The organism is Halomonas aestuarii (assembly GCF_001886615.1).
GTDB classification, from domain to species: Bacteria; Pseudomonadota; Gammaproteobacteria; order Pseudomonadales; family Halomonadaceae; genus Halomonas; species Halomonas aestuarii.
The window spans coordinates 2,047,376-2,068,410 of the sequence record NZ_CP018139.1 but is presented as its reverse complement, the minus strand read 5'-3'; the positions used below and the strand labels follow the sequence as shown (position 1 = coordinate 2,068,410).

14 protein-coding genes, 2 tRNA genes and 3 rRNA genes are annotated in these 21,035 nt (G+C 64.5%); 5 read left to right on the top strand and 14 right to left on the bottom strand.

All coding sequences use genetic code 11. The features are described from left to right. Positions 1–25: 25 nt before the first annotated feature. Complete coding sequence (locus BOX17_RS09620) at positions 26–997, top strand: NAD(P)H-quinone oxidoreductase (RefSeq protein ID WP_071944032.1); 972 nt, start codon at positions 26–28, stop codon at positions 995–997. An 87-nt stretch (positions 998–1,084) separates the two neighbouring features. On the opposite strand, the gene BOX17_RS09615 is transcribed toward BOX17_RS09620, so the two are convergent. Together BOX17_RS09615 and BOX17_RS09610 are read right to left on the bottom strand one after the other, a co-directional pair. Beyond that, positions 1,085–1,585, bottom strand: a complete 501-nt coding sequence (locus BOX17_RS09615) for a hypothetical protein (protein ID WP_071944030.1) — start codon at positions 1,583–1,585, stop codon at positions 1,085–1,087. Positions 1,586–1,634: 49 nt separating this feature from the next. Further along, positions 1,635–2,180: a tetratricopeptide repeat protein gene (locus BOX17_RS09610; RefSeq protein ID WP_071944028.1), complete on the bottom strand. Its 546-nt coding sequence runs from the start codon at positions 2,178–2,180 to the stop codon at positions 1,635–1,637. Between the two features lie 223 nt (positions 2,181–2,403). Between BOX17_RS09610 and BOX17_RS09605 the strand changes: the two genes are divergently transcribed. Next, positions 2,404–3,435 (top strand): NADP(H)-dependent aldo-keto reductase, encoded by a 1,032-nt coding sequence (locus BOX17_RS09605; protein WP_071944026.1) that lies wholly within the window; start codon positions 2,404–2,406, stop codon positions 3,433–3,435. Between the two features lie 108 nt (positions 3,436–3,543). After that, positions 3,544–4,323 (top strand): peroxide stress protein YaaA, encoded by a 780-nt coding sequence (gene yaaA, locus BOX17_RS09600; RefSeq protein ID WP_071944024.1) that lies wholly within the window; start codon positions 3,544–3,546, stop codon positions 4,321–4,323. A gap of 18 nt (positions 4,324–4,341) precedes the next feature. Here the strand turns inward: yaaA and BOX17_RS09595 are convergent, their stop codons facing one another. Further along, the gene (locus tag BOX17_RS09595) at positions 4,342–4,917 is read right to left on the bottom strand and encodes an isochorismatase family protein (protein ID WP_071944022.1); all 576 of its coding nucleotides are present in this window, start codon (positions 4,915–4,917) and stop codon (positions 4,342–4,344) included. A 107-nt stretch (positions 4,918–5,024) separates the two neighbouring features. Between BOX17_RS09595 and BOX17_RS09590 the strand changes: the two genes are divergently transcribed. Continuing rightward, on the top strand, positions 5,025–5,834 hold the full coding sequence (locus BOX17_RS09590) for a Tim44 domain-containing protein (protein ID WP_071944020.1): 810 nt from the start codon (positions 5,025–5,027) through the stop codon (positions 5,832–5,834). Between the two features lie 83 nt (positions 5,835–5,917). Here the strand turns inward: BOX17_RS09590 and BOX17_RS09585 are convergent, their stop codons facing one another. The 8 genes from BOX17_RS09585 to ilvC form a co-directional block, all read right to left on the bottom strand. Continuing rightward, entirely contained in the window at positions 5,918–6,115 is a 198-nt protein-coding gene (locus tag BOX17_RS09585; RefSeq protein ID WP_071946789.1) for a hypothetical protein, read from the bottom strand. A gap of 323 nt (positions 6,116–6,438) precedes the next feature. Further along, positions 6,439–6,554, bottom strand: a 5S ribosomal RNA gene (rrf, locus tag BOX17_RS09580). 83 nt (positions 6,555–6,637) lie between these two features. Next, positions 6,638–9,525: ribosomal RNA gene (locus tag BOX17_RS09575) — 23S ribosomal RNA — on the bottom strand. Positions 9,526–9,794: 269 nt separating this feature from the next. After that, a tRNA-Ala gene (locus tag BOX17_RS09570) sits at positions 9,795–9,870 on the bottom strand. Positions 9,871–9,971: 101 nt separating this feature from the next. Continuing rightward, positions 9,972–10,048 (bottom strand) — tRNA-Ile (locus BOX17_RS09565). 97 nt (positions 10,049–10,145) lie between these two features. Next, positions 10,146–11,683 (bottom strand): 16S ribosomal RNA (locus tag BOX17_RS09560). The 16S, 23S and 5S rRNA genes sit together here with 2 tRNA genes alongside, the layout of an rRNA operon. Positions 11,684–12,384: 701 nt before the next feature. Next, positions 12,385–13,221 carry a CDP-diacylglycerol--serine O-phosphatidyltransferase gene (pssA, locus tag BOX17_RS09555; protein ID WP_071944018.1) on the bottom strand — a complete coding sequence of 279 codons (837 nt, stop codon included), beginning with the start codon at positions 13,219–13,221 and terminating at the stop codon, positions 12,385–12,387. A 149-nt stretch (positions 13,222–13,370) separates the two neighbouring features. Continuing rightward, positions 13,371–14,387 carry a ketol-acid reductoisomerase gene (ilvC, locus tag BOX17_RS09550; protein WP_071944016.1) on the bottom strand — a complete coding sequence of 339 codons (1,017 nt, stop codon included), beginning with the start codon at positions 14,385–14,387 and terminating at the stop codon, positions 13,371–13,373. A 180-nt stretch (positions 14,388–14,567) separates the two neighbouring features. On the opposite strand from ilvC, the gene ilvY reads away from it, so the two are divergent. Continuing rightward, positions 14,568–15,458 (top strand): HTH-type transcriptional activator IlvY, encoded by an 891-nt coding sequence (gene ilvY / locus BOX17_RS09545; RefSeq protein ID WP_071946787.1) that lies wholly within the window; start codon positions 14,568–14,570, stop codon positions 15,456–15,458. A 93-nt stretch (positions 15,459–15,551) separates the two neighbouring features. Here ilvY and ilvN read toward each other — a convergent pair whose 3' ends face one another. From ilvN to clpB, 3 genes are all read right to left on the bottom strand, one after another. Then, positions 15,552–16,043 carry an acetolactate synthase small subunit gene (gene ilvN / locus BOX17_RS09540; RefSeq protein ID WP_071944014.1) on the bottom strand — a complete coding sequence of 164 codons (492 nt, stop codon included), beginning with the start codon at positions 16,041–16,043 and terminating at the stop codon, positions 15,552–15,554. After that, positions 16,043–17,767, bottom strand: coding sequence for an acetolactate synthase 3 large subunit (locus BOX17_RS09535; RefSeq protein ID WP_071944012.1), 1,725 nt, complete (start codon positions 17,765–17,767; stop codon positions 16,043–16,045). Before BOX17_RS09535 ends, ilvN begins: the two co-directional genes overlap by 1 nt. A gap of 554 nt (positions 17,768–18,321) precedes the next feature. After that, on the bottom strand, positions 18,322–20,919 hold the full coding sequence (gene clpB / locus BOX17_RS09530) for an ATP-dependent chaperone ClpB (protein WP_071944010.1): 2,598 nt from the start codon (positions 20,917–20,919) through the stop codon (positions 18,322–18,324). Positions 20,920–21,035: the final 116 nt, after the last annotated feature.

Sequence of the window (21,035 nt, the reverse complement as noted above, 5' to 3'; positions counted from 1 at the left end):
CTTCCACCCCTTCAAGGAGTCTTCCATGCAAGCCATCGAGAACGACGGGGAACGGCTGCGCTGGACGACCCAGGCCGCCCCCGACGGCCCCGGCGACCGGCAGGTCCGCCTGCGCGTGGCCTGGGCAGGCGTGAACCGGGCGGACCTGATGCAGCGCGCCGGCCACTATCCGCCGCCTCCCGGGGCCTCGGGGATCCTCGGCCTGGAGGTCAGCGGCATCGTCACCGAGGCGGGACCGGGCGTCGAGGGGCTCGGCGTCGGGGATCGCGTCTGCGCGCTGCTCGAGGGCGGCGGCTACGCCGAGGAGGTGGTCGTGGACGAGCGCCAGGTGCTGCCCCTGCCCGAGGGCATCGGCCTGCGCGAGGCGGCGGCGCTGCCGGAGGTGTTCGCCACTGCCTGGCTGAACCTCTTCATGGAAGGGGGCCTGGCGGCCGGCGAGCGGGTCCTGCTGCATGCCGGGGCCAGCGGGGTGGGCACCGCCGCCATCCAGCTGTGTCGCGCCTTCGGCCACCCCTGCTTCGTCACCGCGGGCAGCCAGGCCAAGCTGGAGGCCTGCCGCTCGCTCGGTGCCGAGGCCGGCTGGAACCGCCATGACGGCAGCTTCGTGGAGGCGGTGAAGACCTGGGGAGGCGCCGACGTGATCCTCGATCCGGTGGGCGCGAGCTACCTGGCCGACAACCAGCGGGTGCTCAATGCCGACGGCCGCCTGCTGCTGATCGGGCTGATGGGAGGACGCAAGGCGGAGCTCGACCTGGGGCGGATGCTGATGAAGCGTCAGCGGCTGATCGGCTCGACCCTGCGTGCCCGGCCGCCCGAGGCCAAGGGGGCCATCCTCGCGGCCCTGCGCGAGCATGTCTGGCCCCGGCTGGCCAGCGGCCAGCTGCGCCCCCTGGTGGACCGCAGCTGGCCGGTCGACCAGGCCGAGGCCGCCCAGGCGCATGTGCAGGACGACGCCAATATCGGCAAGGTTCTGCTCTCGGTCAGCGGCGAGACGTGAGTGGCAAGTGGCGAAAAGCGAGAGCCGAGTGGCTAGTGGTGAGAACTGAGCGGCAGCCATCCGCGCCCTGCAGGCGCCTGATGGCTCTCAGGTGTTGGCGGTGAGCTCGAGGGTGCGCTGGTAAGTGAGCTGCAGCAGGCGGGCATCCTCTCCGGCGCGATGGCGGTGGATGCCCTGCTCGCCGATGATCGCTTCCTTGGTGCGGCTCCAGAGCGCCTGCTGCTGCTCGCTCAGCAGGATGCGCAGGGCCTCCAGGCGGAAGGCCGGCAACATGCCGGCATGATGGAAGAGCAGCGACAGCCAGGTGTTGTCGTAGCCCCAGCTGTCGCTGTAGGCGATGCCGATCTCCCCCAGCTCGTCGTTGAGCCAGCGGGCCACCTGGCGGACCGGATACCCCTCGCGCTGCAGACGCCCGCGGCTGATGCCGTGCAGCAGCTCGGCCTTGGGGTCCCAGTGGGTCCACTCGTCCAGCGGCTGGATGAGGAAGGCGCAGGTGCTGCCATCGGCGCGGGCGAGGCCCACCTCGATGGGGTAGCTGCCGCGCCCGAAGCCGGACGCCTCGATATCCAGCAGTGTGGGTAGCGTCACGGGCGGGAGAGTCCTTGGTCGAAGTGGCCGATGCCGTCGCGGCGAAGGCCTAGTGTCGCGTCTCGCCTTCGGCCCTGTCCAGTGAAGCGGCGCCCGACGCATCGGAATCCAGCGACCCGGCGAAACCGGCCAGGCGGTCGGCAAGGGCCTGCCAGTGACCGGCCTTCTCGACATCCAACGGCAGGCTCAGCTCGCCGAGGCGATAGGCCCGGGCCAGGCGGGAGGCCGCCAGGGGATGGCCCGCCTCGCCGGCCCGCGCGTACCAGGTCACGGCGTGGTCGTCCCGGCGAGGATACTGGGCACAGCCGTGCTCATGGATCTGCCCGGCCTGGTACTGGGCCTTGGCATCCCCGGCCTGGGCGGCCTCGAGCACATAGCGGGCCCCGCGGGCCTTGTCCTGGGGACTGACGCCACGGTGGAAGAGCATGTGACCATACTGCGACAGCGCCGCCCGGTGCCCGGCATCGGCACAGCGCTGGAAGAGATGCATGGTCAGGCGCTGGGTACGCGGCGAGCGGGGCAGCCAGCGAGTGTGGAACAGCTGCTGCGCAAGCCGGTACTCGAGCCGGGTGAACAGTGAGGATGCCTCTGGCATGGCAACTACCCTGCGTCCAGTGAGCGGAAGGGATGCCGGTCACGCCCTGTGACCGACATCCCTCCCTGCGGTAAACGGTGGCCCTGCGGACTCCGCCGGGGCTTTGGGTTGGCAAGCATACGCGCGCCCCGCCGGTGACTCAACCCCGGGGATTTGCCGCCCCGCCGGGGCCTCGCTACCATGCCGGATCATCTCCCATCAGCCACCCTCCAAGGAGCGACGGATGCAGACGCGACCCCTCGGCGAGACCGGCATCGACGTCAGCCGGCTCTGCCTCGGCACCATGACCTTCGGCGAGCAGAACAGCGAGGCCGAGGCCCACGCGCAGCTCGACCGCGCCGTGGCCTTCGGCATCAACTTCATCGACACCGCCGAGATGTACCCGGTGCCCCCGAAGGCCGAGACCCAGGGGCGCACCGAGGCCTGCATCGGCAGCTGGCTGAAGCGGCGCGGCAGCCGCGATGACGTGGTCATCGCCACCAAGGCCACCGGGCCCGGGCTCGACCACATCCGGGGCGGCCCGCGCCTGACCCGCGACCACCTTCACCAGGCCATCGACGCGAGCCTCGCGCGCCTGCAGACCGACCATGTGGACCTCTACCAGCTGCACTGGCCGGACCGGAAGGCCAACTACTTCGGCCGGCTCGGCTACGAGCACGACGAGGAGGAGGACGCCACCCCCCTGGAGGAGACCCTCGCGGCCCTCAAGGAGCTGGTGGACGCCGGCAAGGTGCGGGCCATCGGCCTGTCAAACGACACCCCCTGGGGGGTGATGCGCGCCCTGCACCTGGCCGAGACCCTGGGCCTGCCGAGAGTCGCGAGCATCCAGAACCCCTACAGCCTGCTCAACCGCACCTTCGAGGTGGGCCTCGCCGAGATCAGCCATCGCGAGCGGGTGGGCCTGCTGGCCTACTCGCCGCTGGCCTTCGGCACCCTCTCCGGCAAGTACCTCGACGGCGCCCGGCCGGCCGGTGCCCGCCTGACGCTGTTCGAGCGCTTCCAGCGCTACACCACGCCGCTGGCCGAGGAGGCGACCGCCGCCTATGTCCGGATCGCCCGCGACCATGGCCTGGACCCTGCCCAGATGGCGCTGGCCTACGTCAACTCGAGGCCCTTCCTGACCAGCAACATCATCGGCGCCACCACCATGGAGCAGCTGGAAAGCAACCTGGCCAGCGAGTCCCTGAAGCTCGACCGGGAGGTGATGGAGGCCATCGAGGCGGTCCACCAGCGCATTCCCAACCCCGCGCCCTGAGGCGGCCCGGGCCATGGGCTATCTCCCCGATAGTCCATGGCCCTCGGGCGGCTTGGTATACTGGCCGCCACGACCGTCAGGCAACCCCTACAGGCACAGGAGCGCCCCATGCTGAGCGTGATCTCGCCCGCCAAGACGCTGGACTTCGAGACCCCCGCCACCACGAGCCGGCACACGCAGCCGGATCACCTCGACCGCAGCCGGGAGCTGATCGAGATCCTCCGGGACTACTCGCCCCAGCGGCTCAGCGAGCTGATGGGGATCAGCGACAAGCTCGCGGGGCTCAATGCCGCCCGCTTCGCCGAGTGGCACACCCCCTTCACTCCGGAGAACGCCAAGCCCGCCGCCCAAGCCTTCCAGGGCGACGTCTACGTGGGGCTCGAGGCCGATACCTTCGACGACGACGACAACGCCTTCGCCCAGGAGCACCTGCGCATCCTCTCCGGCCTCTATGGCCTGCTGCGCCCCCTGGACCTGATCCAGCCCTACCGGCTGGAGATGGGCACCCGGCTAGAGAACCCGGCGGGGAAGGACCTCTATGCCTTCTGGAAGGCGACGCTGACCGCCGAGCTCGATCGCGCCGTGGCCGCCAGCGGTAGCCCGGTGCTGGTCAACCTGGCCTCCAACGAGTACTTCAAGGCGATCGACACGAAGCGGCTCTCGTCACGGGTGATCACCCCGGTGTTCAAGGACGAGAAGAACGGCAAGCTGAAGATCATCAGCTTCTATGCCAAGAAGGCGCGGGGCCTGATGGCGGCCTGGATGATCCGCCAGCGCCTGGACGACCCCGAGGGCCTGAAGGAGTTCGACGTCGCCGGCTACGCCTTCAACGCCGCGCTCTCCGAGGGCGACACCCTGGTGTTCACCCGCGCCGAGGGCGCCGCCTGAGCACGATCGTGGAAACGCTCAATCGAATACCAGGGGGCGGGACGAACGCCCCTTGAGGAAGCGGCGATGAGCCTGCTTGAAGCGCTCGTCGTCGCAGCGGTGCAGCCACTCGTAGGCCACCATGTCGGCACTCACCGCCACCGCACCGGCCTGGGTCATCCGCTCCCTGGCCAGGCGCGCCTCGCTCGCCCGCCGGCTGGCGGTCGCCTCGACCAGCCAGTAGACCTCATAGCCAGCCTCGAGCAGGCCAAGCCCCGTCTGCATCACGCAGATATGCGCCTCGGTGCCGCACAGCACCACCTGGCGCTTTCCGCTGTCCGCCAGGGCCTCGGCGAAGGCCGGCTCGTCATGGGCGCCGAAGTGGCACTTCTGCCAGAGCCGGTGTCCCGGCAGCGCCTCCAGCAGCCGGAGCTCGCTGTGCCCCAGCCCCTGGGGATACTGCTCGGTCACCCAGACCGGCACCTCCAGGGAGGTGGCCAGGCCCCCCAGCCAGGCCGCCTCGTCCACCGCCTGCTCACCGTGCTCGATCACCGGCACCAGGCCGGCCTGCAGGTCGACGGCCAGCATCAGGCTCTTCTCTCGCGACAGGCGCATCGGCGGCCCTCCTCTCTATAGTTGTCGTGGCTGACCAGCATAGCCGCTAGAATGGACGCTTCCGACTCTTTACGGTCTTCCCCCCTTCCCCGATGGAGATTCCCCCGATGCGTCACCTTCTCGTCATGCTCGTGGTCGGCGTGCTGGGCTTCGGCCTGGCCGTGGATCATGCCGATGCCCGCCGCCTGGGTGGCGGCAAGAGCTTCGGCAGCCAGTCCCGCAGCGTGCAGCAGGCGCCCGCCGCCACCTCGACCCGGGACGCCGCCGGCAACCGCACCACCCAGACCCGCCCCGGGTCCCGCATGGGCGGCATGCTCGGCGGGATGCTGGCCGGGGGCCTGCTCGCCGCGCTGTTCTTCGGCGGCGCCTTCGACGAGCTGCGCCTGATGGATATCCTGCTGGTCGCCGGCGTGGCCTTCCTGCTCTTCCGGCTGTTCGCCAGTCGCCGGACCGCCGTGGCCGGCGGGCCTCGCCCTCAGGATGCCACCGCACGTCCCCAGGCCTTCCAGGCGGAGGGTGCCCCGATGGGCGGCGGCGCCTTCGCCCCGGAGCCCGAGTGGTTCGACCGCGAGCGCTTCCTGGGCGGTGCCAAGGAACACTTCATGACCCTGCAGCGCGCCTGGGACAACAACGACTTCGCCGGTATCCAGGAGTACGTGACCCCGGAGCTCTACAACCTGCTGCGCGAGGAGCGCGACCGCCAGCCGGCCAACAACCGCACGGAGATCGTGCGCCTGTTTGCCGAGCTCGGTGACATCCGGGAATTCGGCTCCGAGGCCGAGGCCACGGTGATCTTCCACGGCGTGATCGCCGAGAACGGCGAGGAGAACGAGTTCAACGAGACCTGGCACCTGACCCGCCAGGTGCGCGACGGCGCGCCCTGGTACCTCCAGGGGATCGAGCAGAACCGCGGCTGACGGCTCGCCGAGCGGCAGGCCGACACAGAAAGGCCGGGCAATGCCCGGCCTTTCTGTTGTCTCCCTGCCCTGAAGGGTGGCGGTCAGTTCTGCGCGTCCTCGGCGGCCTGCTTTAGCTCCTCGCCCATCTCCTCCATGCCTTCGCCCATCTCTTCCATGGACTCGTCGATGTTCTCACCCGCCTGCTCGGCCGGCCCCTGCTCCTCACAGGCGGCCAGGCCGGCCCCCAGCAGGGCGATCAACAGGGCCAGGCCCAGCGTTTTCCGCATGTCGCGCGTCATGGTCTTCTCCTCCTGAGACATCCATCCATCGAGATCGTACAGGGATCACCCTAGTCGCCGACGGGCGGCCTGACTACCCCGGGGAGACCGCCGCCGCTCAGGCGCCGCCTCCTGTGTCCAACGGCCGGACATGAAAAAACCGAACTCGTGTGAGCTCGGGGTTTTCTCGGGATAGGTGCCTGACGAGGATCGCGCCGAGCTTCCGGGGGCGGCGCGCCGCTACGCTCCAGGGGGGGCCCTGACCTTTCCCCCTGACATGATCTGATCCTCAGACATGAAAAAACCCCGAGCTCTGATGAACACGGGGTTTTCTCGGAATAGGTGCCTGACGATGACCTACTCTCGCATGGGGAGGCCCCACACTACCATCGGCGCTGAGCGGTTTCACTGCTGAGTTCGGCAAGGGATCAGGTGGTTCCCGCACGCTATGGTCGTCAGGCGAAAAACGGTGAATCATGCTGACGAGATCGTCTCGTCGTATCCGTCATGTCGGTCGCCATCGGCAGACCGCTTGGGTGTTATATGGTCAAGCCTCACGGGCCATTAGTATCGGTTAGCTCAACGCCTTGCAGCGCTTCCACATCCGACCTATCAACCAGCTGGTCTCGCTGGGCCCTTCAGGAGGCTCAAGGCCTCGGGGATGTCTCATCTTGAAGGGGGCTTCCCGCTTAGATGCTTTCAGCGGTTATCCCGTCCGCACATAGCTACCCGGCAATGCCACTGGCGTGACAACCGGAACACCAGAGGTGCGTCCACTCCGGTCCTCTCGTACTAGGAGCAGCACTTCTCAAACATCCAACGCCCACGGCAGATAGGGACCGAACTGTCTCACGACGTTCTAAACCCAGCTCGCGTACCACTTTAAATGGCGAACAGCCATACCCTTGGGACCGACTTCAGCCCCAGGATGTGATGAGCCGACATCGAGGTGCCAAACACCGCCGTCGATGTGAACTCTTGGGCGGTATCAGCCTGTTATCCCCGGAGTACCTTTTATCCGTTGAGCGATGGCCCTTCCATACAGAACCACCGGATCACTAGAACCTACTTTCGTACCTGCTCGACGTGTCTGTCTCGCAGTTAAGCACCCTTATGCTCTTGCACTCAATGCACGATTTCCAACCGTGCTGAGGGTACCTTCGTGCTCCTCCGTTACGCTTTGGGAGGAGACCGCCCCAGTCAAACTACCCACCACACACGGTCCTCGATCCAGATCATGGACCTGAGTTAGAACGCCAATGATGCCAGGCTGGTATTTCAAGGTTGGCTCCACCGTGGCTGGCGCCACAGTTTCCAAGCCTCCCAGCTATCCTACACAAGCAACATCAGCGTCCAGTGTGAAGCTATAGTAAAGGTTCACGGGGTCTTTCCGTCTAGCCGCGGGTACACAGCATCTTCACTGCGATTTCAATTTCACTGAGTCTCGGGTGGAGACAGCGTGGCCATCATTACGCCATTCGTGCAGGTCGGAACTTACCCGACAAGGAATTTCGCTACCTTAGGACCGTTATAGTTACGGCCGCCGTTTACCGGGGCTTCGATCAGGAGCTTCGCCGAAGCTAACACCATCACTTAACCTTCCGGCACCGGGCAGGCGTCACACCCTATACGTCCGCTTGCGCGTTTGCAGAGTGCTGTGTTTTTAATAAACAGTTGCAGCCACCTGGTATCTTCGACCGCCTCGTGCTCCGGCCGCAGGGCCTTCACACTAACGCGGCGTGCCTTCTCCCGAAGTTACGGCACCATTTTGCCTAGTTCCTTCACCCGAGTTCTCTCAAGCGCCTTGGTATTCTCTACCTGACCACCTGTGTCGGTTTGGGGTACGGTCCCACTGTATCTGAAGCTTAGAGGCTTTTCCTGGAAGCGTGGCATCGATGACTTCCAGACCGTAGTCTGTTCGTCTCGTCTCTCGGCCTCAGGGAACCGGATTTGCCTGATTCCCCAGCCTACTGACTTTCACCAGGACAACCAACGCCTGGCTCACCTAGCCTTCTTCGTCCCCCCATCGCAATACAGTGAGGTACGGGAATATTGACCCGTTTCCCATCGACTACGCCTTTCGGCCTCGCCTTAGGGGCCGACTCACTCTGCTCCGATTAGCGTCGAACAGAAACCCTTGGTCTTCCGGCGGGGGAGTTTTTCACTCCCCTTGTCGTTACTCATGTCAGCATTCGCACTCGTGATACCTCCAGCAGACTTCTCAATCCACCTTCATCGGCGTACACGACGCTCCTCTACCGCTCGTCATTCGACGAACCCGTAGCTTCGGTACCTGGTTTGAGCCCCGTTACATCTTCCGCGCAGGCCGACTCGACTAGTGAGCTATTACGCTTTCTTTAAAGGATGGCTGCTTCTAAGCCAACCTCCTAGCTGTCTGAGCCTTCCCACATCGTTTCCCACTTAACCAGGATTTCGGGACCTTAGCTGACGGTCTGGGTTGTTTCCCTTTTCACAACGGACGTTAGCACCCGCTGTGTGTCTCCCACGCTTGCACTCACCGGTATTCGGAGTTTGCCTCGGGTTGGTAAGTCGGGATGACCCCCTAGCCGAAACAGTGCTCTACCCCCGGCGGTGATACGTGAGGCGCTACCTAAATAGCTTTCGAGGAGAACCAGCTATCTCCGGGCTTGATTAGCCTTTCACTCCGATCCACAAGTCATCCAAATCTTTTTCAACAGATCCTGGTTCGGTCCTCCAGTTGATGTTACTCAACCTTCAACCTGCTCATGGATAGATCGCCCGGTTTCGGGTCTATTCCCAGCGACTGGTCGCCCAGTTAAGACTCGGTTTCCCTACGCCTCCCCTATACGGTTAAGCTCGCCACTGAAAATAAGTCGCTGACCCATTATACAAAAGGTACGCGGTCACAGAACAAGTCTGCTCCCACTGCTTGTACGCACACGGTTTCAGGATCTATTTCACTCCCCTCTCCGGGGTTCTTTTCGCCTTTCCCTCACGGTACTGGTTCACTATCGGTCAGCCAGGAGTATTTAGCCTTGGAGGATGGTCCCCCCGTCTTCAGTCAAGGTTTCTCGTGCCCCGACCTACTCGATTTCACACCAATCAGATTTCGACTACGGGGCTATCACCCTGTATCGCGTGGTTTCCCAACCACTTCGTCTATCAGTCATGGTGCTTAAGGGCTGGTCCCCGTTCGCTCGCCGCTACTAGGGGAATCTCGGTTGATTTCTTTTCCTCGGGGTAATGAGATGTTTCAGTTCCCCCGGTTCGCCTCCTGACACCTATGTATTCAGTGCAGGATACCCACGTTACCGTGGGTGGGTTTCCCCATTCAGAAATGCCCGGGTCACAGGTTGTTTGCCACCTCGCCGAGCCTTATCGCAGGCTTCCACGTCTTTCATCGCCTCTGGCTGCCTAGGCATCCACCGTGTGCGCTTCATCGCTTGACCATATAACCCCAAGAGGTCTGGTCCGCGATGACAATCGACAATTGCCGGATACGCTTGAGACGTATCTCGTGTCACCTTCCTCTCGGAAGGCAACGTTTGTCAGCATGATTCACATTGTTAAAGAGCACTGTTCAGAGAACAGTGGAAAGCCGTCTGGCTTGCCGCTGGTCTCTGTTCTGGACTGTCGGGAAGGATGGTGGAGCCTAGCGGGCGGTGCGACGATTCGCTCGAAGTCGTGCGCGACCCCGGCGCGATCTCCTGCTGCAAGATGGTGGAGCCTAGCGGGATCGAACCGCTGACCTCCTGCGTGCAAGGCAGGCGCTCTCCCAGCTGAGCTAAGGCCCCTAATGACCATCATCTTGATGGAATTTGGGTAAGACGAGGCGCTTTTCGCCGACGTGTAGCCTGCTACACGAGGTGGAAAGCAACGACGTATTACGCAAATTTGGTGGGTCTGGGCAGACTTGAACTGCCGACCTCACCCTTATCAGGGGTGCGCTCTAACCAACTGAGCTACAGACCCGGCTACAAACCACTGGGTCCGCGACCCAAACAGTCTTTGCTCTGGTCGATCAGGTAATTCATTGTGGACACTTGCCGAGTGTCGATGATTCGTCGTTTAAGGAGGTGATCCAGCCGCAGGTTCCCCTACGGCTACCTTGTTACGACTTCACCCCAGTCATGAACCACACCGTGGTGATCGCCCTCCGAAGTTAGGCTAACCACTTCTGGTGCAGTCCACTCCCATGGTGTGACGGGCGGTGTGTACAAGGCCCGGGAACGTATTCACCGTGACATTCTGATTCACGATTACTAGCGATTCCGACTTCACGGAGTCGAGTTGCAGACTCCGATCCGGACTGAGACCGGCTTTGTGGGATTAGCTCCACCTCGCGGCTTTGCAACCCATTGTACCGGCCATTGTAGCACGTGTGTAGCCCTACCCGTAAGGGCCATGATGACTTGACGTCGTCCCCACCTTCCTCCGGTTTGTCACCGGCAGTCTCCCTAGAGTTCCCGACCGAATCGCTGGCAAATAGGGACAAGGGTTGCGCTCGTTACGGGACTTAACCCAACATTTCACAACACGAGCTGACGACAGCCATGCAGCACCTGTCTGTGCGCTCCCGAAGGCACCAATCCATCTCTGGAAAGTTCGCACGATGTCAAGGGTAGGTAAGGTTCTTCGCGTTGCATCGAATTAAACCACATGCTCCACCGCTTGTGCGGGCCCCCGTCAATTCATTTGAGTTTTAACCTTGCGGCCGTACTCCCCAGGCGGTCGACTTATCGCGTTAACTGCGCCACAAAGGTCTCTAGGACCCCAACGGCTAGTCGACATCGTTTACGGCGTGGACTACCAGGGTATCTAATCCTGTTTGCTACCCACGCTTTCGCACCTCAGCGTCAGTGTCAGTCCAGAAGGCCGCCTTCGCCACTGGTATTCCTCCCGATCTCTACGCATTTCACCGCTACACCGGGAATTCTACCTTCCTCTCCTGCACTCTAGCCTGACAGTTCCGGATGCCGTTCCCAGGTTGAGCCCGGGGCTTTCACAACCGGCTTATCAAGCCGCCTACGCGCGCTTTACGCCCAGTAATTCCGATTAACGCTCGCACCCTCCGTATTACCGCGGCTGCTGGCACGGAGTTAGCCGGTGCTTCTTCTGTGAGTGATGTCGTCCCTTGGGGGTATTAGCCCCAAGGCTTTCTTCCTCACTGAAAGTGCTTTACAACCCGAAAGCCTTCTTCACACACGCGGCATGGCTGGATCAGGCTTTCGCCCATTGTCCAATATTCCCCACTGCTGCCTCCCGTAGGAGTTCGGGCCGTGTCTCAGTCCCGATGTGGCTGATCATCCTCTCAGACCAGCTACGGATCGTCGCCTTGGTGAGCCATTACCTCACCAACAAGCTAATCCGACATAGGCTCATCCGATAGCGCAAGGTCCGAAGATCCCCTGCTTTCTCCCGTAGGACGTATGCGGTATTAGCCTGAGTTTCCCCAGGTTATCCCCCACTATCGGGCAGATTCCTATGCATTACTCACCCGTCCGCCGCTCGACGCCTCCTAGCAAGCTAGGATCGTTTCCGCTCGACTTGCATGTGTTAGGCCTGCCGCCAGCGTTCAATCTGAGCCATGATCAAACTCTTCAGTTTAAAGTCTGATAGTTCCTAAGGTGGAACCAAACCTGGCTCAAGGTTCAAACGTCTCATTTGACGAGTCGCTTGCCTTGAATGTTTCAGTGACTGGTCACCGACATCCCGACAAGCGCCCACATGAATTACCTGATCGATTGTTAAAGAGCTCTCGCTGTTGCCGTCGTGCCCGGCTCACTTCCGTGAAGTGGCGGTCTCGCCGGCGCCCTGCGAGGAAGGCGTATTCTACGTGATCGGCGTGTCGTGTCAACCCTGCGATGCGTTCCGAAGGAAGCGATCCGGGTGGCCGAACCCTCGATTCGCTCAAGCGATTCGAGTGCCGATGGAGCCCTCAGCGGGTCTCCGTAAAGCGTGGTGCGCATTCTACCGAATGCGGCCTGTTCGTCAAGCGGGAATTTCCAAAAACGCTTCGAAAAACCCAAGTGGAAACAAGCACTTCACCCACTTACCACCGCCTGCAACGTGTGCCCGTCGCCGGCAGCGGATGCGTACTTTACGGATTTCCCCGGAGTGGTGCAAGGCCTGTCGGGAGAAAAATCTCGGCGGCGTGTCAGCGCCCTCTCAGGGCGATGATCACGGCGCTTGAGATCAGGCTATCCACAGCCGGATTTCTCTCACCTCTTGTGGATAGATCGACGCCCCCGGAGACACGAACGCCCGCGCGGGGCGGGCGTTCGTGGGCGGGCGATTCAGGGCCCGGCTCAGCCGGCGGCGGGCGTGCGCTTGAGCTTGCGCATCACGGCCATCACCGGCCCGGAGGCCACGTAGGTGCCGAAGAGCAGCAGCAGCATCACCGAGGGCTCGATGGAGATCACCACGAAGCCCAGCACGATGGCCAGCAGGAAGACGAAGGGCACCGGGCCCTTGAGGTCCACGTCCTTGAAGCTGTAGTAGCGGATGTTGCTGACCATCAGCACCCCGGCGGCCCCGACCACGAAGAGCATCAGCAGCTTGAAGCCGAAGGCATCGGCATCGAAGCTGTGGAAGGTCCAGACGCTGGCGGCCACCAGGGCCGCCGCCGAGGGACTCGGCAGGCCGATGAACCACTTCTTGTCGACGCTACCGATCTGCACGTTGAAGCGCGCCAGCCGCAGGGCGGCACAGGCCACGTAGAGGAAGGCCACCACCCAGCCGGTCTTGCCGATGTCCTGCAGAATCCAGATGAAGGCAACCAGGCCCGGCGCCACCCCGAAAGAGAGCATGTCGGAGAGGCTGTCGTACTCGGCGCCGAAATCGCTCTGGGTGTTGGTCAGCCGGGCCACCCGGCCGTCCAGGCCATCCAGCACCATGGCGATGAAGATGGCGATGGACGCCGTGGTGAAGTCACCGTCGATGGCGGCCACCATGGCGAAGAAGCCGGAGAACAGCGCCGAGGTGGTGAACAGGTTGGGCAGCAGGTAGACGCCCTTGCGGCGGATCTTCTTGCCGCCCTCCTCGGCCTCCTCGATGACCTCCGATTCCCGCATGAAGGCGCTCGCCAGGTCCTCGTCGCCCGGCTGGACTGGGTCATGGTCGCTGTGGTTCGGATCCCGGCTCATCTGTCTCTTCCATCGTCTTGTATGTCACCCCATTCTACACATACCGCGACCAAAGACTCACGGACGCCCCTCTCTCCCACCTCCATCCCCAGACGCAACGAGGGCGCGGAAGCCCGCGCCCTCGTGTCAGCCGGAACGGATCGCCGGGATCAGTTCTTCGACTTGTCGACCAGCTGGTTGGCCGCAATCCACGGCATCATGCCGCGCAGCTTCTCGCCGACCTGCTCGATCGGGTGCTCGGCATTCAGGCGGCGACGCGCAGTCATCGAGGGATAGTTGCTGTTGCCCTCGTTGATGAACATCTTGGCGTACTCGCCGGTCTGGATGCGCTTGAGTGCATTGCGCATGGCGGCGCGGGACTGCTCGTTGATCACCTCGGTGCCGGTCACGTACTCGCCATACTCCGCGTTGTTGGAGATGGAGTAGTTCATGTTGGCGATGCCGCCCTCGTACATCAGGTCGACGATCAGCTTGAGCTCGTGGAGGCACTCGAAGTAGGCCATCTCCGGCTCGTAGCCCGCCTCGGTCAGGGTCTCGAAGCCGGCCTTGACCAGCTCCACGGCGCCGCCACACAGCACGGCCTGCTCGCCGAAGAGGTCGGTCTCGGTCTCGTCCTTGAAGGTGGTCTCGATGATGCCGCTGCGGCCGCCGCCGATGGCCGCCGCGTAGGAGAGCGAGAGCTCCTTGGCGTTGCCGGAGGCGTCCTGGTGGATGGCGATCAGGTCCGGGATGCCGCCGCCGCGCACGAACTCGGAACGCACGGTGTGACCCGGGGCCTTGGGCGCGATCATCACCACGTCCAGGTCCTTGCGGGGCTCGATCTGGTTGTAGTGGATGTTGAAGCCGTGGGCGAAGGCCAGGGTGGCACCCTGCGCCAGGTTCGGCTCGACCTGGGTCTCGTAGATCACCTTCTGGTTCTCATCCGGGGCCAGGATCATCACCACGTCGGCGTTCTTGCTGGCTTCCTCGACGGAGGCGACCTTGAGGCCGGCGGCCTCGGCCTTGGCGGCGGAGGAGGAACCGGCGCGCAGGGCGACGGTGACGTCGACGCCGGACTCCTTGAGGTTGTTGGCGTGGGCATGGCCCTGGGAACCGTAGCCCACGATGGCGACCTTCTTGCCCTGGATGAGGGAGAGGTCGCAATCCTTGTCGTAGTAGACGCGCATGTCGTGCTCCTGAAGCGAAAGTGGTGTCGAGATGATGGTCAGCGTTGATGGCCACCCGTGCCGTCTGTCGCGGCACTGGGAGTCGTTGCAGCCGATGGAGCTCACCTTACGCCAGGCACCGCGTTGCGTAAAACGCGATATTTGCAATGTCATATCCCGATTCATGCAATAATGCCCGGCATGGACATGCGACCCCTCAGGCACTTCCTCGCCCTGGCCGACACCCTGCACTTCGGCCGCGCCAGCGAGGCCTGCCACGTCAGCCCCTCGACCCTCTCCCGCACCATCCGCCAGCTCGAGGAGAGCCTGGGCGTGCGCCTCTTCGAGCGCGACAACCGCCACGTGGTGCTGACGCGCCAGGGCCGTACCTTCCAGGCCTATGCCCGGGACACCCTGGAGGAGTGGGAGCGGCTGCGCCAGGCGCTGATGAGCGAGGCGCGCACCCTGACCGGCGAGATCAGCATCTACTGCTCGGTGACCGCGAGCTACAGCTTCCTTTATGAGCTGCTGAGCGAGTTCCGGACCCGCCACCCGGGCATCGAGCTCAAGCTGCATACCGGCGACCCGGCCCAGTCCATCCAGCGGGTACTGGCCGGCAACGAGGACATGGCGATCACCCCGCGACCGCGCCAGGCCCCCGACGCCCTGAGCTTCAAGTCGCTGACCCGCTCGCCACTGGTGTTCATCGCCCCTCATGAGGCCCACGACTGGATCCCGACCATGCCCGACTCGCCCTCCGCAGAGCAGTGGCGTGAGGTCCCGATGATCCTCTCCGAGGCCGGCCTGTCGCGTCAGTACAGCGACACCTGGTTCCGGGCGCTGGGCGTGGCGCCGCAGATCTACGCCCAGGTGGCGGGCCACGAGGCCATCGTCAGCATGGTCGGGCTGGGCTTCGGCGTCGGCGTGGTGCCGCGGATCGTGCTCGATACCAGCCCCCTGGCGGAGCGGGTGCGGATCCTGCCGGTCAAGCCGGAGCTGCCCCACTACGATGTCGGCCTCTGCGTGCTCGAGCGCCGATTGAGGAGCCCGCTGATCGCCGCGCTCTGGGACGAGGTCGAGGAGCGGTTCTGACCCCCGGACACCGTCCCTGCTCCCACGCACGAAAAAGCGCCGCCCCGGAGGGCGGCGCCGATGGCGTCGGGCCAGGTGACGTCAGGCATCGCGCTAGAGGGTGAGCACCTTGTCGCCGCGGGCGATCCCCGACACGCCGGTGCGCGCCACCTCGAGGATGCCCACCGGGGCCATGGCCTGCAGGAAGGCGTCCAGCTTCCCGGCATCGCCGGTGATCTGCACCGTGTAGAGGCTCGGCGTCACGTCGACGATCTGGGCGCGGAAGATGTCCACGGTCCGCTTCACCTCGTCGCGGGCCGAGCCCAGGGCCTTGACCTTGACCAGCATCAACTCGCGCTCGATGTGGTTGCCCTCGGTCAGGTCCACCAGCTTGACCACGTCGATCAGCTTGTTGAGGTGCTTGGTGATCTGCTCTATCACCCGGTCGTCCCCGACGGTGGTCACGGTCAGCCGCGACAGGCTCGGGTCCTCGGTGGGTGCCACGTTCAGCGTTTCGATGTTGAAGTTGCGCTGTGAGAACAGCCCCACCACGCGTGACAGGGCGCCCGGTTCGTTTTCCATCAGAATCGAGATGATATGGCGCATCAGGTCCGCTCCGTCTTGGAAAGCAGCATGTCACGCATGGAGCCCAGGGGCACCTGCATCGGATAGACGTGCTCGTGCGGGTCGACGATGACGTCGAGGAACACCAGCTCGTGCGTGTCGGCAAAGGCCCTCTCCAGTGCCGGCTCGAGATCCGCCAGTGTCTCCACCCGCAGCGCGGTGAAGCCATATGACCCGATCAACTGCTGGAAATCGGGGAGTGATTCCATGTAGGAGTGCGCATGGCGGGACTTGTAGTTGAGGTCCTGCCACTGGCGCACCATGCCCAGCGAGGCGTTGTTGAGGTTGACGATCTTCACGCCTCCCCCGAACTGCTTACAGGTCGACAGCTCCTGCATCATCATCTGGAAGCTGCCCTCCCCGGTGACACAGATCACCTGCTCTTCGGGGAAGTGGTGCTTGATGCCCATGGCCGCCGGGAAGCCGAAGCCCATGGTGCCGAGCCCGCCCGAGGTGATGAAGCGGTTGGGCTTGTCGAACTTGTAGAACTGGGCCGCAAACATCTGGTGCTGGCCCACGTCGGTGGTCACGTAGGCCTCGCCGCGGGTTGCCCGGCACAGTGCCTCGATGACCTCCTGGGGCTTGATCGCCTCGCCGGGCCGGGACGGCTCGTAGAGCCTACCCTGTCGCTCCTCGCGCCAGCCGTCGATCTGCTTCCACCAGTCGGCCAGGGCCTCGGGATGGGCGATCTCCTGGCCCTGCACCATGCTGATCATCTCGTTGATCACGCTGCCCGCCGGCCCGACGATGGGCACGTCGGCCCGCACCGTCTTGGAGATGGAACTCGGGTCGATGTCCACGTGGACGATCTTGGCGGTGGGGCAGAACTTCGAGGTGTTGTTGGTGACACGATCGTCGAAGCGCGCGCCGATGGCGATGATCAGGTCGGCATGGTGCATGGCCATGTTCGACTCGTAGGAGCCGTGCATGCCCAGCCAGCCCAGGCACTGCCGGTCGCTCTGCGGATAGGAGCCGATGCCCATCAGGGTGGTGGTGATCGGATAGCCCAGCCGCTGGACCAGGTCGGTCAGCCCCTCGCTGGCGTTGCCGGTGACCACGCCGCCGCCGGTATAGAACACCGGGCGCCGGGCCTTGAGCATCAGTTCCACGGCCTTCTTGATCTGGCCGGTATGGCCGCGGGTGACCGGGTTGTACGAGCGCATCTTGACCTTCTTCGGGTAGACGTACTCGTAGCGTTCGGTGGGGGCGGTCATGTCCTTGGGAATGTCCACCACCACCGGTCCTGGACGCCCGGTCGCGGCCAGGTAGTAGGCCTTCTTGAGGACTTCGGGAATCTCGGTCGGGTGCTTGATCGAGAAGCTGTGCTTCACGATCGGCCGGGTCACGCCGACGATGTCGGTCTCCTGGAAGGCGTCGTCACCGATCAGGTGGCTCATCACCTGGCCGCACAGCACCACCATGGGAATCGAGTCCATGTAGGCGGTGGCGATACCGGTGACGGCGTTGGTCGCCCCGGGGCCGGAGGTCACCAGCACCGTGCCGGGCTTGCCGGAGGCCCGGGCATAGCCGTCGGCGGCGTGGGTGGCGGCCTGTTCGTGGCGCACCAGGATGTGCTTGACCTTGTCCTGACGAAACAGCGCGTCGTAGATGTGCAGCGCCGCCCCGCCGGGATACCCATAGATGTATTCGACTCCCTCGTCCTGGAGGAAGCGGGCAATCATGTCTGCGCCGGAAAGCAGTTCCACAGATGTATCTCCCCTGGAGGTCTCGAGTGCGATCCGTGTCCACCGTCGGGACACGAAGTCGAGTGCGACGGTATGCCGCTGCCGGCCGTGCCGGCACCTGATGCCAAACCCTGGCAGTAAGGGCCCTGTTGGGGCCTGCACTCTCATCACGGCGGATTGCCGCGTCGGGGCGTTGGCCAGGTCGGGCGGTTGGCCCGGACCCGGAAGTCCTTCGGCGGGTAGAGGCACTCGGCCTACCCTTCGCGCGGGGATGGGGGGTGGCCCGCTGAAATCCGCGCCCGTTATCAGGAACGCTCAAGATTCCATTAGCCTTGTAGACGTGTCAACCGCGGAAACCGCCCGGGTAGCCCATGGCGGGCGATCCGGCAAGGGAGGATGTCGTCCGATCGCCCACAAAAGAGCCCGTCTACTCGCGGGGAGCGACGGGCAAGGGGGTTACAGGACGCAACCTGAATTTCAGTCTAGCGCGTCGCCGCCCGGACGGCCGGGCGGCGACGGTAACGCTTTGTGGCGCTATGTGACGTCGGCGTACGCGCCGGAACACCGCGCCGGCCTCAGCTCTGGAACACCAGCTGGTTGCCTTCCGCCTCCACGTGGATGACGTCGCCGGGCGAGAACTTGCCGGCCAGCAGGTCCTGGGCCAGCGGGTTCTCGATGCGGCTCTGGATGGCCCGCTTGAGCGGTCGGGCGCCGAACACCGGGTCGAAGCCGACCACGGCCAGCTGGGCCAGGGCCGCGTCGCTGACCTCGAGCGAGAGGTCATGCTCGGCGAGCCGCGCGCGCAGGCGATCGAGCTGGATGGCGGCGATGGCCTGGATCTGCTCCTGGCCGAGGGCGTGGAACACCACCACCTCGTCGATGCGGTTGATCAGCTCGGGACGGAAGTGGTCGCCCACCACCGCCATCACCATCTCCTTCATCTGGGCGTAGTCGCGCTCCGCATCGCCACTGTCCTCGCCGCCCATGCGCTGGATGATGTCCGAGCCCATGTTGGAGGTCATCACGATCACGGTGTTGCGGAAGTCCACGGTGCGGCCCTGGCCGTCGGTCAGGCGGCCGTCCTCCAGCACCTGCAGCAGGATGTTGAAGACGTCGGCATGGGCCTTCTCCACTTCGTCGAGCAGCAGCACCGAGTACGGCTTGCGGCGCACCGCCTCGGTCAGGTAGCCGCCTTCCTCGTAGCCGACATAGCCGGGAGGGGCACCGATCAGCCGGGCCACGGAGTGCTTCTCCATGAACTCGGACATGTCGATGCGCACCATCGCGTCCTCGGTGTCGAAGAGGAAGTTCGCCAGCGACTTGCACAGCTCCGTCTTGCCCACCCCGGTCGGGCCGAGGAACAGGAAGGAGCCGTTGGGACGATTGGGGTCGGCGAGCCCGGCCCGGGAGCGACGCACCGCGTTGGCCACGGCGGTGACCGCCTCGTCCTGGCCGATCACCCGCTCGTGCAGCGCCTCCTCCATGCGCAGCAGCTTGTCGCGCTCGCCCTCGAGCATCTTGGCCACCGGGATGCCGGTCCAGCGGGAGACCACCTCGGCGATCTCCTCCTCGGTGACGTTGGAGCGCAGCAGCTGGTGCTTGGAGGTATCGGCCTCGGCCTCCGCGCTCTCGGCGATCTTCTTCTCCAGGTCGGGAATCACCCCATACTGGATCTCGGACATGCGCGCCAGGTCGCCCTGGCGGCGGGCCTGCTCCAGGTCGATGCGGGCGCGATCGAGCTCGTCCTTGAACTGCGCCGCGCCCTGGATGCTGGCCTTCTCGGCCTTCCAGATCTCGTCGAGGTCGGCGTACTCGCGCTCTAGCTCGCCGATCTGCTCCTCCAGCCCCTCGAGGCGCTTCCGCGAGGCCTCGTCGGTCTCCTTCTTGAGGTGCTCGCGCTCCATCTTCAGCTGGATCAGCCGGCGATCGAGGCGGTCCATCTCCTCGGGCTTGGAGTCGAGCTCCATGCGGATGCGCGAGGAGGCCTCGTCGATCAGGTCGATGGCCTTGTCGGGCAGCTGGCGGTCGGTGATGTAGCGGGTCGAGAGCTTCGCCGCGGCGATGATCGCCCCGTCGGTGATGTCGACCCCGTGGTGCACCTCGTAGCGCTCCTTGAGGCCGCGCAGGATCGCCACGGTGTCCTCCTCGGAGGGCTCGTCCACCAGCACCTTCTGGAAGCGGCGCTCGAGGGCCGCGTCCTTCTCGATGTACTTGCGGTACTCGTCCAGGGTCGTGGCGCCCACACAGTGCAGCTCACCGCGGGCCAGGGCCGGCTTGAGCATGTTGCCGGCATCCATGGAGCCCTCGGCCTTGCCGGCGCCGACCATGGTGTGCAGCTCGTCGATGAACAGGATCACCCGGCCCTCCTCCTGGGAGAGCTCCTTGAGCACCGACTTCAGACGCTCCTCGAACTCGCCGCGGAACTTCGCCCCGGCGAGCAGCGCGCCCATGTCCAGGGAGAGCACCCGCTTGTCCTTGAGCCCCTCCGGCACCTCGCCGTCGACGATGCGCTGGGCCAGGCCCTCGACGATGGCGGTCTTGCCCACGCCGGGCTCGCCGATCAGCACCGGGTTGTTCTTGGTACGCCGCTGCAGCACCTGGATGGTGCGACGGATCTCGTCGTCGCGCCCGATCACCGGGTCGATCTTGCCACTGGCGGCCCGCTCGTTGAGGTCCAGGGTGTACTTCTCCAGCGCCTCGCGCTGATCCTCGGCGTTGGGGTCGTCGACCCGCTCGCCGCCCCGCACGCTGTCGACGGCGGTCTCCAGCGCCTTGCGGGTGATGCCGGCCTGGGTCAGCAGCTTGGTCACCGCGCCGCCCATCTCCAGCGCGGCCAGCAGCACCAGCTCGCTGGCGATGTACTGGTCACCGCGCTTCTGGGCCTCGCGGTCGGTGAGGTTGAACAGCTTGATCAGGTCGCGGGAGGGCTGCACCTCGCCGTCGAAGTTGGCGACCTTGGGCAGGTCGTCGAGGTGGCCGGCCAGGCCGTCACGCAGCCGGGCGGCATCACCGCCGGCCTTCTGCACCAGCGCCTTGACGCCGGTGTCGGTGGCGTCCAGCAGCGCCAGCAGCAGGTGGCCGGGTTCCAGCTGGTTGTGCCCGCGGCCCACGGCCAGGGACTGGGCATCGGCCACGGCGTTCTGCAGCTTGGCGGTGAACTTGTCGAATCGCATGGGGTTCCTCCATCGGGGTGACGGCGCGTTCGGACGCGCCGCGTTGGCCCTGTCACTGTGTCTTGGGAGCTTCAATGGAGTCAGCGTGGCCAGCTTTCAAGTCACCGGCCAGCGCA